Annotated in this window: 13 protein-coding genes and 1 riboswitch; of the genes, 5 read left to right on the top strand and 8 right to left on the bottom strand. The window is 77.1% G+C overall.

From position 1 onward, the window contains the following. Positions 1-139 precede the first annotated feature (139 nt). The 4 genes from OSB71_RS01855 to thiO form a co-directional block, all read right to left on the bottom strand. Positions 140-367, bottom strand: a complete 228-nt coding sequence (locus OSB71_RS01855; RefSeq protein ID WP_265943433.1) for a hypothetical protein — start codon at positions 365-367, stop codon at positions 140-142. A 114-nt stretch (positions 368-481) separates the two neighbouring features. Continuing rightward, positions 482-1336 carry a thiazole synthase gene (locus OSB71_RS01850; RefSeq protein WP_265943431.1) on the bottom strand — a complete coding sequence of 285 codons (855 nt, stop codon included), beginning with the start codon at positions 1334-1336 and terminating at the stop codon, positions 482-484. Between the two features lie 3 nt (positions 1337-1339). Next, the gene (gene thiS, locus OSB71_RS01845; protein ID WP_265943429.1) at positions 1340-1540 is read right to left on the bottom strand and encodes a sulfur carrier protein ThiS; all 201 of its coding nucleotides are present in this window, start codon (positions 1538-1540) and stop codon (positions 1340-1342) included. Beyond that, complete coding sequence (thiO, locus tag OSB71_RS01840; RefSeq protein ID WP_265943427.1) at positions 1537-2736, bottom strand: glycine oxidase ThiO; 1200 nt, start codon at positions 2734-2736, stop codon at positions 1537-1539. The genes thiS and thiO overlap by 4 nt, the downstream gene beginning before the upstream one ends. Further along, positions 2732-2846, bottom strand: a riboswitch (TPP riboswitch). It overlaps the preceding gene by 5 nt. A 139-nt stretch (positions 2847-2985) precedes the next feature. Between thiO and OSB71_RS01835 the strand changes: the two genes are divergently transcribed. The 5 genes from OSB71_RS01835 to OSB71_RS01815 all read left to right on the top strand — a co-directional run bounded on the left by OSB71_RS01835 (position 2986) and on the right by OSB71_RS01815 (position 7674). Next, positions 2986-4188, top strand: a complete 1203-nt coding sequence (locus tag OSB71_RS01835) for an NAD(P)/FAD-dependent oxidoreductase (protein ID WP_265943827.1) — start codon at positions 2986-2988, stop codon at positions 4186-4188. A gap of 179 nt (positions 4189-4367) precedes the next feature. Beyond that, on the top strand, positions 4368-4733 hold the full coding sequence (locus tag OSB71_RS01830) for an Rv2175c family DNA-binding protein (protein WP_265943425.1): 366 nt from the start codon (positions 4368-4370) through the stop codon (positions 4731-4733). A gap of 103 nt (positions 4734-4836) precedes the next feature. Then, positions 4837-5535, top strand: coding sequence for a thiamine phosphate synthase (gene thiE / locus OSB71_RS01825; protein ID WP_265943422.1), 699 nt, complete (start codon positions 4837-4839; stop codon positions 5533-5535). Between the two features lie 104 nt (positions 5536-5639). Then, positions 5640-6557, top strand: a complete 918-nt coding sequence (gene metF, locus OSB71_RS01820) for a methylenetetrahydrofolate reductase [NAD(P)H] (RefSeq protein WP_265943420.1) — start codon at positions 5640-5642, stop codon at positions 6555-6557. A 19-nt stretch (positions 6558-6576) separates the two neighbouring features. Beyond that, positions 6577-7674 (top strand): ICP22 family protein, encoded by a 1098-nt coding sequence (locus OSB71_RS01815; protein ID WP_265943418.1) that lies wholly within the window; start codon positions 6577-6579, stop codon positions 7672-7674. 15 nt (positions 7675-7689) lie between these two features. Here the strand turns inward: OSB71_RS01815 and OSB71_RS01810 are convergent, their stop codons facing one another. The 4 genes from OSB71_RS01810 to OSB71_RS01795 form a co-directional block, all read right to left on the bottom strand. After that, positions 7690-9141, bottom strand: coding sequence for a phytoene desaturase family protein (locus OSB71_RS01810; RefSeq protein WP_265943416.1), 1452 nt, complete (start codon positions 9139-9141; stop codon positions 7690-7692). 310 nt (positions 9142-9451) lie between these two features. Next, positions 9452-10135, bottom strand: coding sequence for a TetR/AcrR family transcriptional regulator (locus OSB71_RS01805; RefSeq protein ID WP_265943414.1), 684 nt, complete (start codon positions 10133-10135; stop codon positions 9452-9454). A 28-nt stretch (positions 10136-10163) separates the two neighbouring features. Continuing rightward, complete coding sequence (locus OSB71_RS01800) at positions 10164-12389, bottom strand: YhgE/Pip domain-containing protein (protein WP_265943412.1); 2226 nt, start codon at positions 12387-12389, stop codon at positions 10164-10166. Next, entirely contained in the window at positions 12361-13236 is an 876-nt protein-coding gene (locus OSB71_RS01795) for an ATP-binding cassette domain-containing protein (RefSeq protein ID WP_265943410.1), read from the bottom strand. The genes OSB71_RS01800 and OSB71_RS01795 overlap by 29 nt, the downstream gene beginning before the upstream one ends. Positions 13237-13330 lie beyond the last annotated feature (94 nt).

Below are 13330 nucleotides of genomic sequence, written 5' to 3'. Positions count from 1 at the left end.
CGGCCTGCCCGAATGCCGCCGAACCGCAGCACAACGGTGACCGCCGCTCGCACACCGGAGCGGACCGCTCACCCTCCGTGCGAACGCCGCGCGGCGCGCCCGGCCCGCCGTCGGCCCCCGGGGCGGGCGCGCGCCGCCCTCAGTAGGCGAGCCCCAGCTCCCGGCGGGCGACGACCATGCGCCAGTGGCCGAGGAGTTCCGCGCCGTCCGCGGTGTGCCGCTCGAAGGCCGCCGCGTCCGGGGCCTGGGCCGCCTGCCGCCAGTCGGACACGCCCGCCCGCAGCTCGGTGGCGAGGTCGGCGACCGGCCCGGCATGCGGTTCGGGCCAGTCCGCGCGCTCCAGGGCTTCGGCGGCGCCGGTGACCACGCCGGCCACCTCCTCGGCCCAGGCCCGCCGGGCCGGGAGGCCGGCGTCGGCGGTGTCGGCGGGGTCGACGGGGTCGGCGGGGTCGCCGAGCGATCGGACGATCGCAGACGCCGGTCAGAACGCCGGGCGCTCCGGGTCCAGTTCGGCCACGCCCTGCTGCGGGGAGGAGGCCAGGGCGAAGTGGCGGCGGGGGATGCGCCCGGCGCGGTGGGCCAGGCGCCCGGCGTCCGTCGCGTGCCGCATGGCGTGCGCCATGAGCACGGGGTCCTGGGCGCGCGTCACCGCCGAGGCCAGCATGACGGCCGCGCAGCCCAGCTCCATGGCCAGCGCCACGTCCGAGGCCGTGCCCGCCCCCGCGTCCAGGATCACCGGGACGCCCGCCCGCTCGGTGATGAGCTGGAAGTTGTGCGGGTTGCGGATGCCGAGTCCGGAGCCGATGGGCGAGCCCAGCGGCATGATCGCCGCACAGCCGACGTCCTCCAGCCTGCGGGCCAGGACGGGGTCGTCGTTGGTGTAGGGGAGGACGGTGAAACCGTCGTCGACCAGGGTCTCGGCCGCGTCCAGGGTCTCCACCGGGTCGGGCAGCAGGGTGCGCTCGTCGGCGATCACCTCCAGCTTCACCAGCTCCGTGCCCAGCGCCTCGCGGGCCAGCCGCGCGGTGAGGACGGCCTCCCCGGCGGTGAAGCACCCGGCGGTGTTGGGCAGGACGCGGATGCCGAGCCGCTCCAGCACCGAGAGCACCGAGCCGTGCGTGCCCGGATCGACGCGGCGCATCGCGACGGTGGTCAGCTCCGTGCCGGACGCGGTCAGGGCGCGCTCCAGCACGTCCAGGCTGGGGGCGCCGCCGGTGCCCATGATCAGGCGGGAGGAGAGGGTGAGGTCGCCGACGCGCAGCGGGTCGGCGGCGCCGGCCGGCTCGGGGTGCCCGGCGTCGGCGCCGTGTGCGGGGAGCGTCGCGGTGTCCGTCATGGGTCAGCCTCCTTGGACTGCGGTGAGGACCTCCACCCGGTCGCCTTCACCGAGCGGGGTCAGGGCCCAGCGGCCGCGCGGCACCACCGTCTCGTTGACGGCGGCGGCGACGCCCGAGGGCGCGGAGGTCAGGGTGGCGACGAGGCCGTCGAGGGTGAGGCCGTCGGGGGCCTCGCGGCGCTCGCCGTTGACGCGGATGTTCATGCGGACAGCTCCTCTTGGTCGGCGGGGCGCGCCGGGCCCGCGGGATGCGCCGGGGCGGGCCGGGCCGCGACGGTGAAGCGCAGCGGGGTGAACGGGCGGGCCGCCTCCGGGAGCGGGCCGCCCGCCAGGGCGTCGGCCAGCGCGTCCCCGGTCACCGGGGTGAGCAGCACCCCGTTGCGGTGGTGGCCGGTGGCCAGGTACAGCCCCGGCAGCGCGCTCGCGCCCAGCAGCGGGGCGTTGTCCGGCGACCCCGGGCGCAGCCCGGCCCGCGTCTCCACCAGCGGCAGCTCGGTCAGCCCCGGGACCAGCTCGTGCGCGTCGCGCAGCAGCTCGTACACCCCGCCGGCCGTCACCGTGGTGTCCCAGCCGCGCTCCTCGCTCGTCGCGCCGATCACCAGCTCGCCGTCGGCGCGCGGCACCAGGTAGACGGCCGCGCCGCGCACCACCGCCCGCACGGTGCGCGAGAGGAAGGGGCCGTGCGCGCGCGGCATGCGCAGCCGCAGCACCTGCCCCTTGACCGGTCGCACCGGCGGGACGGCGGCTTCGGGCACGCCCGCCAGCCGCCCGCTCTCGCTGCCTCCGGCCAGCACGACGGCGTCGGCCGCCAGCTCCGAGCCGTCCGCCAGCCGCACGCCCCGGGCGCGCTCCCGGCCGCCGGTCAGCAGCAACCGCTCCGCGCGGCCGCGGTGGAAGGCGACGCCCGCCCGCTCGCACGCGGTGAGCAGGGCGGCGGTCAGGCGGCGCGGGTCGACCTGGTGGTCGCCGTCCACGCGCAGGCCCCCGCGCACCCCGGGCGCCAGCATCGGCTCCAGGCGGCGGCACTCGCGGCCGGTCAACCACTGCGCGTCCAGGCCGCAGCGCCGCTGGAGCGCGTGCAGCTCACGCAGGTGGGCGCGGTCGTCGGCGTCCAGCGCGACGGCGAGCGTGCCGCAGGCCCGGTAGCCGACGTCCTGCCCCGTGGCGTCCCGGAGCTCCGCGGCGAAGCCGGCGTAGCCCCGGGCCGAGGCGAGGTTCAGGGCGAGCAGCCCCTCCTCGCCGTAGTGCAGCTCCGTCACCGCCGCCAGCATCCCGGCGGCCACCTGGGCGGCGCCCCCGCCCGGCGCCGGGTCCACGACCGTCACCCGCATCCCGCGCTGCGCCGCGCGCCACGCCGTCACCAGGCCGATCACACCACCGCCGACCGTCACCACACGCATGTCAGTCCAGCCCCTCCCTTCGCCGGCATGACCCGGATCAGGTTCCTACGGTCGGAGGCCGCCCAGCCTCCCTCTCAGCCCGGTGGCGCCGGGCTCCCGCGTCCGCGTACGTCCGTCGCGTACGTCCTCGATGTGTGACGACCACCCTACTGCCGGGGCCTGCGCAGGCCGAAGCGGGCGTCCTACAGTGACCGTGTGACCTCACGCAGCGAGCAGAGCAGCCAGCGCGTCGTCATCGCCGGAGCCGGCATGGCCGGGGTGCAGACGGCGGTGCAGCTACGCGAACAGGGCTGGCCCGGCGCCGTCACGGTGCTCGGCGCCGAGACCCACCCGCCCTACGACCTCCCACCGCTGTCCAAGGCGGTGCTCAGCGGAAAGGCCGAGGGCTCCGCGTTCGACGTGGACTTCGCCGCGCTCGCCATCGACCTGCGGCTCGGCCACGGCGTCACCGCGCTGCGCCCGGACGCCCGCGAGGTGGACACCGCCGCCGGGCCGGTGTCCTACGACCGGCTCGTGCTGGCCACCGGCGCCGTGCCCGTCGCCCTCCCCGGCAGCGCCGAGGTGCCCGGGGTGCACCTGCTGCGCACCCTGGACGACGCCGAGCGCCTGCGCCCGGTGCTCCGCGAGCGGCGCCGCGTGGTCATCGTCGGCGCGGGGTGGATCGGCGCGGAGTTCGCCACCGCCGCGCGCGAGGCCGGCTGCCCGGTGACCGTCGTGGAGGCGGCCGGCGAACCCCTGGCCGGGGCGCTGCCCCCGGAGGCCACCCGGCCGATGCGCGCCTGGTACGCCGAGTGCGGGGCCGAGCTGCGCACCGGCGTCGCCGTCGCGCGGCTGCGCCCGGACCCGGCGGCCAAGGTCGAGCTGGCCGACGGCACCGTGCTCCCCGCCGACGCCGTCGTGGTGGGCATCGGCGCCCGCCCCGCCACCGGCTGGCTGGCCGGCTCCGGGGTCGCCCTCGCCCCGGACGGCTCCGTCCTCGCCGACGAGCGCCTGCGCACCTCGGTGCCCGACGTCTACGCCGTCGGGGACTGCGCCTCCTTCCCCTCCGCGCGCTACGGCCGCCGGCTGCTGGTCCACCACTGGGACAACGCCCTGCACGGGCCCCGGGTGGTCGCCGCGGACCTCGTCGGCGACGCGGGCAAGGCGGTGCAGGCCGGGCCCGAGGTCTACGACCCGGTGCCCTACTTCTGGTCCGAGCAGTTCGGGCGCTTCGTGCAGTACGTCGGCTGGCACGGGGAGGGTGACGAGGTGCTGTGGCGCGGCGACCCCACCAGCGCCTCCTGGTCCGTGTGCTGGCTGCGCGACGGCGCGCTCGGCGCGCTGCTGGCCGTGGGGCGGCCGCGCGACGTGGCCCAGGGCCGCAAGCTGATCGAACAGCGCGCCCCGCTGGACCGGGCGCTGGCCGCGGACCCGGCCGTCCCGCTGAAGAAGGCCGCGCTGACGACGGCGTGAGTCCCCCGGCCTCCGGCTCCCCGGCCTCCGGCTCCCGGCCGCCCGGCCCGCCGACGCGGACGGCGCCCCCGCCGGGGCGCCCCGGGCGCGGTGCCCGCGGCGGGCCCGGGTGGCGCCGGTTGGGCCAGGCGGCGCGGGGGGCCGTGCCGGATGTCGGCGGACAGTGGCAGGCTGGGGGTGTGACCGAGATTGATGCGAAGATCGACGCTCTCGTCCCCGCCTGGCTCACCCTCCCCGACGTCGCGGAGCGGCTCGACGTGGAGGTGACGCGGGTACGGCAGTTCGTCAGGGAAGGACAGCTCCTCGCGGTGCGCCGCGGGGAGAACCGGGTGCTGATGGTCCCGGCGGACTTCGTGGGCGAGGGCCGGATCGTCAAGGGGCTGACCGGAACGCTCACGCTGCTGCGGGATGACGGCTTCAGCGACGAGGAGATGCTGGAGTGGCTGTTCACCCCGGACGACACCCTGCCGGGCACCCCCGCCCAGGCGCTGCGCGAGAATCGCGGCACGGAGGTGAAGCGCCGGGCCCAGGCGCTCGCCGTGTGATCCGGCCCGCTCTCCAGGGCCCCTGACCACCGCGCGCGGCCGTGCGGCACCGCACGCCGCACGGCCGCGCGACACGTCCCACGCTCCCCCGGGGGGAAAGCTCATGCCGCCGACCAGCGCCCACGCCACGCCGGCCACCGTCACGCCCGCCCAGCGGCTGGCCGACGCCCGGCTCTACCTGTGCACCGACGCCCGCACCGCCCAGGGCGACCTCCCCGAGTTCCTGGACGAGGTGCTGGCCGGCGGGGTCGACATCGTCCAGCTCCGGGACAAGGGCATGGAGGCCGGGGCGGAGCTGGAGCACCTCGCGGTGTTCGCCGACGCCTGCCGGCGCCACGGCGCGCTCCTGGCCGTCAACGACCGCGCCGACGTCGCGCACGCCGCGGGCGCCGACGTGCTGCACCTGGGCCAGGGCGACCTGCCGGTGTCCGCCGCGCGCGCCATCCTGGGCGACACGCCCGAGCACGTGCTGATCGGCCGCTCCACGCACGCCGAGGCGGAGGTCGACGCCGCGCTGACGGCCCCCGGGGTCGACTACTTCTGCACCGGGCCGTGCTGGCCGACCCCCACCAAGCCGGGGCGCCCCGCGCCGGGCCTGCCGCTGGTGCGGTACGCCGCGCAGCGCAGCGCCGCGCTGGGCGGCGAGCGCCCCTGGTTCGCGATCGGCGGCATCGACGCGGACACCCTGGACGACGTGCTGGACGCCGGGGCGCGCCGCGTCGTCGTCGTCCGCGCGCTCACCGAGGCGGCCGATCCCCGGGCCGCGGCGGCCGCCCTCGCCGAGCGGCTGCGTTCCCGCTGAGCTGCGCGGACACCGTCCCCGCCGACCCGCGGGAGTGTCCACGATCCGGTCCATCACGTGGACGGGGGCGGTGCGGAGGCCGAGCGGCCGGTTAGCCTGCCGGTATGGCCCTCGGCATCTCCTCCACCCGGACGGACCGCGCCCTGACCGTGCGCGAGTTGCTCGCCTCCGGCGAACGTTCCTACTCCTTCGAGTTCAACGCGCCCAAGACCCCCAAGGGCGAGCGCACGCTGTGGAAGGCGATCCGCCGCATCGAGGCCGTCGCGCCGAGCTTCGTCGCCGTGACCTACGGCGCCGGCGGCTCCTCGCGCGAGGGCACCGTGCGCGCCACCGAGCGCATCGCCACCGACACGACGCTGACCCCCGTCGCCCACCTGACCGCCGTCAACCACTCCGTCGCCGAGCTGCGCAACATCATCGGCCAGTACGCGGGCGCGGGCATCCGCAACATGCTCGCGCTGCGCGGTGACCCGCCGGGCGACCCGATGGGGGAGTGGGTCAAGCACCCCCAGGGCGTCTCCTACGCCTACGAGCTGGTCGAGATGATCAGGGAGGCGGGGGACTTCTGCGTGGGCGTGGCCGCCTACCCCGAGATGCACCCGCGCTCCACCGACTGGGACACCGACATCCGGCACTTCGTCAACAAGTGCCGGGCCGGGGCGGACTACGCCATCACCCAGATGTTCTTCTACCCCGAGGACTACCTGCGCCTGCGCGACCGGGTCGCCGCGGCCGGCTGCGACACCCCCATCATCCCCGAGATCATGCCGGTCACGAACGTGCGGCAGATCGAACGGTTCGCACAGCTCAGCAACGCCGCGTTCCCGCCCGAACTGGCCGAGCGCATCCTGGCGGTCAAAGACGACCCGGCCGCTGTACGCTCAATCGGCATCGAGTACGCCACGGAGCTGGGCGCGACGTTGATGGCCGAGGACATCCCCGGACTGCACTTCATCACGCTCAACCACTCCACGGCGAGCCTGGAAATCTACGAGAATCTGGGGCTGCACAGGCGGCCGTAATCCGGTGAGAGGGGCGTACATGGGCTGGACGGTCCTCTACATCGCGTTCGGCGTGGTGGCGCTGTGGCTGCTGGGGGAGGTGCTCCTGCAGTACAAGGCGCGGCTGCGCTGGCGGCTGACGGCCTTCTTCGGCTTCCTCACCGTCGTCGTGGGCGTGCTGCTGCCCTCGGTGCCGGTCATCGCGCTCGGCACGGTGGCCTTCGCCGTCGGGCAGACCTTCGTCACCCTCTCCTTCCGCAAGGGCTTCGACCACGGCTGGGCGCTGGAGACCTCCCGCCGCCGGGTGCGCGGCGGGGGCGGGACGGGCCGTGCGGACGGCGGGGCGGACGACGCGGCCCCCGGGCCCGCCGCGGCCGCTCCGGCGCTGGAGGTCTCCGCCCTGGAGGAGACCGCCGCCTACGCCGTGGAGCCGCTCCCGGACGACACCGGACCGTACGGCGTCCACGCGCGCGACGCGGACGGGGCGCACGGGCCCGGGCACCGTCCGGAGCAGGCGGACGCCTACGCGCCCCACGCCGCCCACGGGGCGGGGGACGCCACCGGTGACGGGCTCTACCAGGACCCCTACCTCGGCGGCACCGGCACCCCCGACGAGCGCGAGCAGCACCAGTACGCGGAGGGCCCGGCCGGTGCCCCCGGCTACGGGGACGACGCCTACGGCGCCACCTACCCCGGTGACTCCGGCGCGTCCTACGACCTCCTGGACCCGCCCGGGGGCCCGGGCCCGTACACCGCCTACACGGGGTACGACGGCTACGCCGGCTACTCCGGCTACCAGGACCCCGGTCCGGGGGCCCAGGGCGACGGCGGCGGCCAGGGCGGGGACCTGTACGGCCCGGGGCCCGGCCCCGGGCAGGGGAGCGGAACGGCCCCCTACGGTTACGGCTACTCCGGCGGGCACGACGCGTACGGCGCGTACGACGCCTACGGCTACCCGGCCCCGGGGCCGGACGGCTACGGTCCCGGCCAGGGCCAGGGCCAGGGCCAGGAACAGGACCAGCCGCCCGCCGACGGCGTGTGGGTGCCGCAGCAGCGCGAGTCCGACCCGGCGCAGGAGCCGCCGTACTCCTACCAGGACGGTTACCGCTACCCCGCCCCCGACCAGCGGAACCACTGAGCCCCCGTCGGCCCGCTACCGCGAGCCGCGCCAGCCGGGCCCCTCGGTGAGCAGGCCGGCCACCAGCGCGCCCGACATGCCCGCGTGCGCCAGTCCGCCGCCCGGGTGCGCCCAGCCGCCCAGCGCGTAACCGCCCGCGGCCGGGCCCGGATTGGGCACGGGGCGCGGCGCGCCGGGCGCGGCCCCCGCGAGCGCCGGTGCGGGCACGACGCCACCCGGGGCCCCGGTCTCGCGGGCGGCGTCCACGGGCGTGTGCGCGCGCTGCCACAGCAGCCGCTCCCGCAGGTCGGGCACCGCCCGGGCGGCCGCCTCCAGCATGCGGCGGGCGAAGGCGTCGGTGACCGCGGGGTCGGTCCAGTCCGGCGAGGGGTGCGGGGGCACCACGGCGGTCACGGTGACGGCCTCGTGCTCGGCGTCCGGAACCCCGGCCGGGTCGTCCGGACGGAGCACGGTGACCGTGGGCGCGTGCGCCGGGCCGACCCCGTCGAACAGCGCGGCCAGCTCGGCGTCCCGGTCCGGTGCGTGCACCACCGTGCGGTGCGCGGCGTCCGCCGGGCGGGCACCGCGCAGCGCCAGCAGCAGGGTGAGCCGGGCGCGTCCGGGCCCGGGCGCCTCGTGCGGGCAGCCGCCGTCCACCACGGCGTCGGCCGCCACCCGCGTCCCGTCCGCCAGCTCCACGCCGCGCACCCGGCCGTCGTCGACGAGCGTCCGCGCGACATCGGCCCCGAAGACGAACCGCACCCCGCGCTCGGCGCAGCGCCGGTGGACCGCGTCGGCCAGCGCGCGCAGGCCGCCCGCGACGTACCAGGCCCCGAACGTCTGCTCCAGGTAGGCCAGCACCGCGGCCGAGGCGGGCGCGGTGCGCGGGTCGAGACCGTGGCCGAGCGCGTAGCTCTCCAGCAGCGCGGCGAGCCGGGGGTCGCGCAGCTCGTCGGCGGCCGTCTCCGCGAGGGTCGGCGTGCGGCGGCGCAGCAGGCCGCGGCGGCGCACCGCCGGGTAGGGGTCGGCCGGGTGCGCGCCGCCGGTGCCCGGCTCCTCCAGCAGCGGGCGCCGGGTGGCGTCCCAGACCGTGCGGGCCCGCACCAGCACCTCCGCCCAGCGGCGCCCGGCGCCCTCGCCCAGCGCCGCGTCCAGGGCCCGCAGCGTGCCGGCGCGCGAGGAGGCCGGCAGCGTCACCCCGGTGCCGTCGGCGAAGACGTGCCGGGCGCCCGGGTCCACTTGCCGCAGGTCCACGCAGGACTCCAGCGGCCGCTTGCCCGTCTTCACGAACAGGTCGCGCCAGACGGCGGGCAGGTGCAGCAGCCCGGGGCCGGTGTCGAACCCGAACCCCGCGTGCGTGACGCGCCGCACGCCGCCGCCGTAGGTCTCCCGCCGCTCGTACACGGTGACCCGGTGGCCGCTCGTCGCCAGCCGCGCCGCACCCGCCATCGCACCGAGCCCGGCGCCGATCACCACGATCTCTGCCATGACCAGCGACTGTAGTCCGCCGCGCTGCCACCGGGGACGGCGGCCACCGCGCCGCTCCACCGGCGCGGGCGGCACCGGGCGCGCCGCGTCCCCCCGCCGGGTGAGTAGCCCTACTCAGGGCCCGGATTGAGTACCCGCGCGGATGGGCGGTCTGCCGCCCGGGCGGCAGAGTGGTGCGCACCGGGGCGGCACCGCACCGCACCGCCGGCACGGGGCGGCGGAACGGGCGGTGCCCACCGGCACGGGGGGACTCCCGGACCGGGGGAACGAGGGGGGAACCGGGGGGAGCACGGGGGAGGAGCGGGCGGCCTCAGTCTTCGCGCGACGGAGGCCGCCCGCGGCCTGTGCCCGCCACCCGGCCCTGCAACAGCAGGGAGAGCGCGCCGTGCACCTCGTCCAGCGAGCGCTCGGGCTGGAACGCCTGCCAGTCCAGCGCGGCGACGAGCACCATGCCGAACAGCGCCGCGGCCGTGAGCCGGACGTCGATCTCCTCGCTCAGCTCCCCCTCCTCCACGCCGAGCCGGAGCTGCTCCTCCACGACGGCCACGGCCCGCTGCCGCACCACCAGCAGCGTGGCCTGCCAGGCGCGGTTCCTGCGCCACAGCTCGGCGACGTAGAGCTGGCTGAAGGCCGGGTAGCGGTCGATGAAGACGAGTCCGGCGCGCACCATGGCGTCCAGCGCGTCCACCCGGCCGCCACCCGCCGCGCGGACGCGGGCCGCCGCGTCGGACAGGGAGGCGGTCAGCAGTTCCACGCCGTGCCGCAGCAGCTCCTCGAAGAGCTCGTTCTTGCTGGCGAAGTTGTAGTAGACGGTGCCCTTGGCCACTCCGGCCGCCTCGGCGATCTCCTCCACCGAGGTAGCCGAGAAGCCCTGCTCGGCGATGAGGGTGACCGCCGCCTCGTACAGTTTCTGCCGCGTCGCGCTCTGCCGCGTCCCGCCGCGCCGCGCGCGGGCGCCGTGCGTGCCGTGTCCCTCGGGGGCCGTGCTGTTCATGGGCACGATTGTCCCTTCCGCCGGGCCCTCACAGCGTCAGCTCCGGGTGGAGGCGCTTGAGTGTCCACACCGAGGCGCGCCGCGCGGTCCACGCCGTGAGGGCCAGCGCGCCGGCGGTGTAGGCCAGCAGGACGGCGCAGCCCTGCCACACCGGGCCGAGGCCGCCCCCGGTGATCAGGTGACGCAGCCCCTCGACGACGTAGGTCATGGGCAGGAACGGATGGATGGCGTTGAAGAACCCCGGACTGGTCTGCACGGGGTAGGTGCCGCCAGCCGAGGTGAGCTGGAGCATCAGCGCGCACAGCACCAGGATGCGCCCGGCGGGCCCGAACCGGGCGCCCAGCCACTGGACGAACGCGGTGAAGCAGGCGGTGGTCAGCAGCAGGAAGCCGACGGTGCCCAGTGGCCGGAGCGGCTGGAGCCCCATGCCCGGCGCCCAGTGCAGGACGGCCAGCAGGGCGCCCGCCTGGAGGGCGCCGAGTGCGGCGACCGGCAGCCAGCCGGCGAGCGCCGTGCGCCACGCCGGGGCGCCCGCGGCCAGTGCCCGGCGGTTGAGCGGGGGCATCAGCATGTAGGCGACCATGGCCCCCACCCACAGGGCGAGCGGGATGAAGTAGGGGGCGAAGCCGGTGCCGTAGTTGGGCGCGGCGTGCGCCTTGGCCGAGTCCAGGCCGACCGGGTCGGCCATGACCTCGCTGCGGTCGGCCCGCTCCGCCGCGGAGTAGTCGGGAATCCGGCCGACGCCGTCGCGCAGGCCGTCGGCCAGCTCCCCGGAGCCGTCGCTCAGCCGCACCATGCCGCCGTCCAGCAGTTCGGCGCCCGAGCTGAGGTCGGTCAGGCCGCCGTTGAGCGCGGTGGCGCCGTCGGCCGCGGTGCCGATGCCCTCGTGCAGCGCTTTGACGCCCTCGTACACCTGCTGGGCGCCGTCGTTGAGGCGGTCGACCTGTTCGACGGCGCCCGCGAGGTCGTCCCCGAGGCCGGGGGCGCGCTCGCGCACCTCGCGGGCGGCGTCCTCCAGGGCGGCGAGGTCGCTCGCGAGGTCGTCGAGGCGGTCGTAGGAGTCGACGTGGCCCTTGACGTCGGCGGCCACGTCGGCGGCGTCGCGGCTGTACTCGGCGTAGCGGCCGAGGTCCGCGCACAGCTCCTCGGGGCTCTCCGGTGCGCCGTCGGGCGTGGTGGGCGCGGTGGGCGTGGTGGCGTCGGGGGAGGCGCCGTCCCGGCCGGGCCCGTCCGCCGCGGGCGGCCCCGGGAGCTCGGGGAGCCGGGGGAGCGGGCCGTCGGCCGGGCAGAGCGCGGCGTGCAGGCCCTCCGCCCCGTCGGCCGCCGCGCCCGTCAGCTTCGCGGCGCGCGCGGCGTCCTCCGGGAGCGAGTCGACGTGCTCCCGGGCGGTCGCCGCGGCGTCCGCGACGCGTCCGGCGACGGTGGCGATGTCCTCCCCGTCGGCCGCGGTGATCGGGCCGACCGCGTCCGCGAGCTCGTCGACCTTGTCCGCCAGCGTCTGGGTGCCCTCGGCCACCTGGCTCGCGCCGTCCTCCAGCTCGCCCGCGCCGTCCCGGAGCCGGTCCACGCCGTCCAGCAGGTCCGCGCTGCCGTCCTCGGCGCGCCGGGCGCCGTCCGCGAGGTCCTCCGCGCCGTCGTGCGCCTCGCCGATGCCGTCCCGCAGGTCGGCGGCGCCCTGCGCGGCCTGTGCGGTGGAGCCGTGGATGGCGGAGAAGGCCACGAAGATGTTGTCGAAGAAACCCCGCGAGGTCTTGCTCGACGCCGCCGCGCGCACCTCGGAGAAGACGGTGCGGGCGATCTGCCCGACGATGTAGTTGCTGGCGTCGTTGGTGCGCACCCGCAGCGCCCCCCGCCCCGGGTCCTCGCCGGGGCCGGAGGTGACCTGCGCGCTGAAGTCCTCGGGGATGGTGAGGGAGAGGAAGTACCGCCCGCTCTCGACCCCGGCCTCGGCGTCCTGAGCGCTCGTCTCGTGCCAGGCGAAGCTGTCGCTCTCGTGCAGCGCGCGGGTCAGCTCGTCCCCGGCGGTGACCCGCTGGGGCTCGCCGCCCGCCGGAGGCGTCACGGTCGCGCCCGCGTCCTCGTTGACGAGCGCCACGGGGACGCGGTCGAGCCGGGAGTAGGGGTCCCAGAAGGACCACAGGTACAGCGCCCCGTAGAGCAGCGGCAGCAGGACGATGGTGACGAGCCCGGCCCGTGGGAGCCGGCCCCGGGTGAAACGCCGCAGCTCAAGCGCGGCCAGTCGCGGCGAGCGCATCGCCGGCACCCCCTTCCGCGGCGTCGGCGCCGTGCGCGGCACCGGCGTGCCGGTCGGTTCCACCGGCGCCCGGGCCGCGGGCTTCGGCGCCCCGGTCGCCTTCCGCGTCCGGGTCGACGCCTTCCGTGTCCGGGGTGGCGGCCTCCGCGGCGGCCCCGGGCGGCGCCTCGCGCGGTCGGGTGCGGGCGGTGGTGCCGACGAGCACGGCGTCCTCGGGCGGTTCGCCGCCCACCGCGAGCACGGTCGTGCCGTCCTCGGTCAGCCCGCGCAGCAGCGACCACACCCGCTCCCGCCCGGCGTCGGAGAGCTTCAGCCCGACGTCGTCGACCGCCAGCAGCCGGGGGCGGCCCAGCAGGGCGAGTGCGACGCCCAGGCGCACCGCCTCCAGGCGCTCCAGGTCGTGCACCCGGGTGCGCGGCCCTTGGGGCAGCGCGTCCGGGTCGAGCCCGGCGCGCTCCAGCGCCTCCTCGACCCGGGCGCGGCGCCGGGCCGCCCGCTCCGGCCGCCAGCCCCGCCGGTAGCGGCGCAGCAGTGCCCGTTCGCGGAGCTGCTCGGCGACGGTCCAGGCGGGTTCGAGGTCGGTGACGCCGCTGACGGGGCCCAGCGCGGACAGGCGGCGGACGGCGGCCATGTGCCGCGGGAGCCGGTGGCCGCCCACCTCGGCCCGGCCGGAGGTGGGCCGCATGCGGCCGGTGAGGGTGAGCAGCAGGCAGGTCCGTCCCGAGCCGGAGGGCGCGGTGACGGCGACGAGCGAGCCCGGCCCGGCGGCCACGTCCACCCCCTCGAACACGGTGCCCTTCGCGCCGCGCAGCCCCAGGCCCTCGGCGGTGATCGCCGCGCCGTCCATCGCGTCCCCTCTGTTTGAACTGACCGGTCAGTGCAAAAGCGTAACAGCGGGCCGGCGGCGACTGTCAGTGGGGTGGTCCACGATGTGTCGTACG

It is taken from the genome of Streptomyces marinisediminis (assembly GCF_026262575.1).
Lineage (GTDB): Bacteria > Actinomycetota > Actinomycetes > Streptomycetales > Streptomycetaceae > Streptomyces > Streptomyces marinisediminis.
Note: the sequence above shows the minus strand (reverse complement) of the source record. Positions and strands in the feature narration are given on the sequence as shown.

Excerpts from the sequence above, each read along its gene's own strand:
- OSB71_RS01850 (WP_265943431.1), bottom strand. The coding sequence starts at position 1,336 with ATGACGGACACCGCGACGCTCCCCGCACACGGCGCCGACGCCGGGCAC.
- thiS (WP_265943429.1), bottom strand. The coding sequence starts at position 1,540 with ATGAACATCCGCGTCAACGGCGAGCGCCGCGAGGCCCCCGACGGCCTC.
- thiO (WP_265943427.1), bottom strand. The coding sequence starts at position 2,736 with ATGCGTGTGGTGACGGTCGGCGGTGGTGTGATCGGCCTGGTGACGGCG.
- OSB71_RS01835 (WP_265943827.1), top strand. The coding sequence starts at position 2,986 with ATGGCCGGGGTGCAGACGGCGGTGCAGCTACGCGAACAGGGCTGGCCC.
- thiE (WP_265943422.1), top strand. The coding sequence starts at position 4,837 with ATGCCGCCGACCAGCGCCCACGCCACGCCGGCCACCGTCACGCCCGCC.
- metF (WP_265943420.1), top strand. The coding sequence starts at position 5,640 with ATGGCCCTCGGCATCTCCTCCACCCGGACGGACCGCGCCCTGACCGTG.
- OSB71_RS01815 (WP_265943418.1), top strand. The coding sequence starts at position 6,577 with ATGGGCTGGACGGTCCTCTACATCGCGTTCGGCGTGGTGGCGCTGTGG.
- OSB71_RS01810 (WP_265943416.1), bottom strand. The coding sequence starts at position 9,141 with ATGGCAGAGATCGTGGTGATCGGCGCCGGGCTCGGTGCGATGGCGGGT.
- OSB71_RS01805 (WP_265943414.1), bottom strand. The coding sequence starts at position 10,135 with ATGAACAGCACGGCCCCCGAGGGACACGGCACGCACGGCGCCCGCGCG.
- OSB71_RS01800 (WP_265943412.1), bottom strand. The coding sequence starts at position 12,389 with ATGCGCTCGCCGCGACTGGCCGCGCTTGAGCTGCGGCGTTTCACCCGG.
- OSB71_RS01795 (WP_265943410.1), bottom strand. The coding sequence starts at position 13,236 with ATGGACGGCGCGGCGATCACCGCCGAGGGCCTGGGGCTGCGCGGCGCG.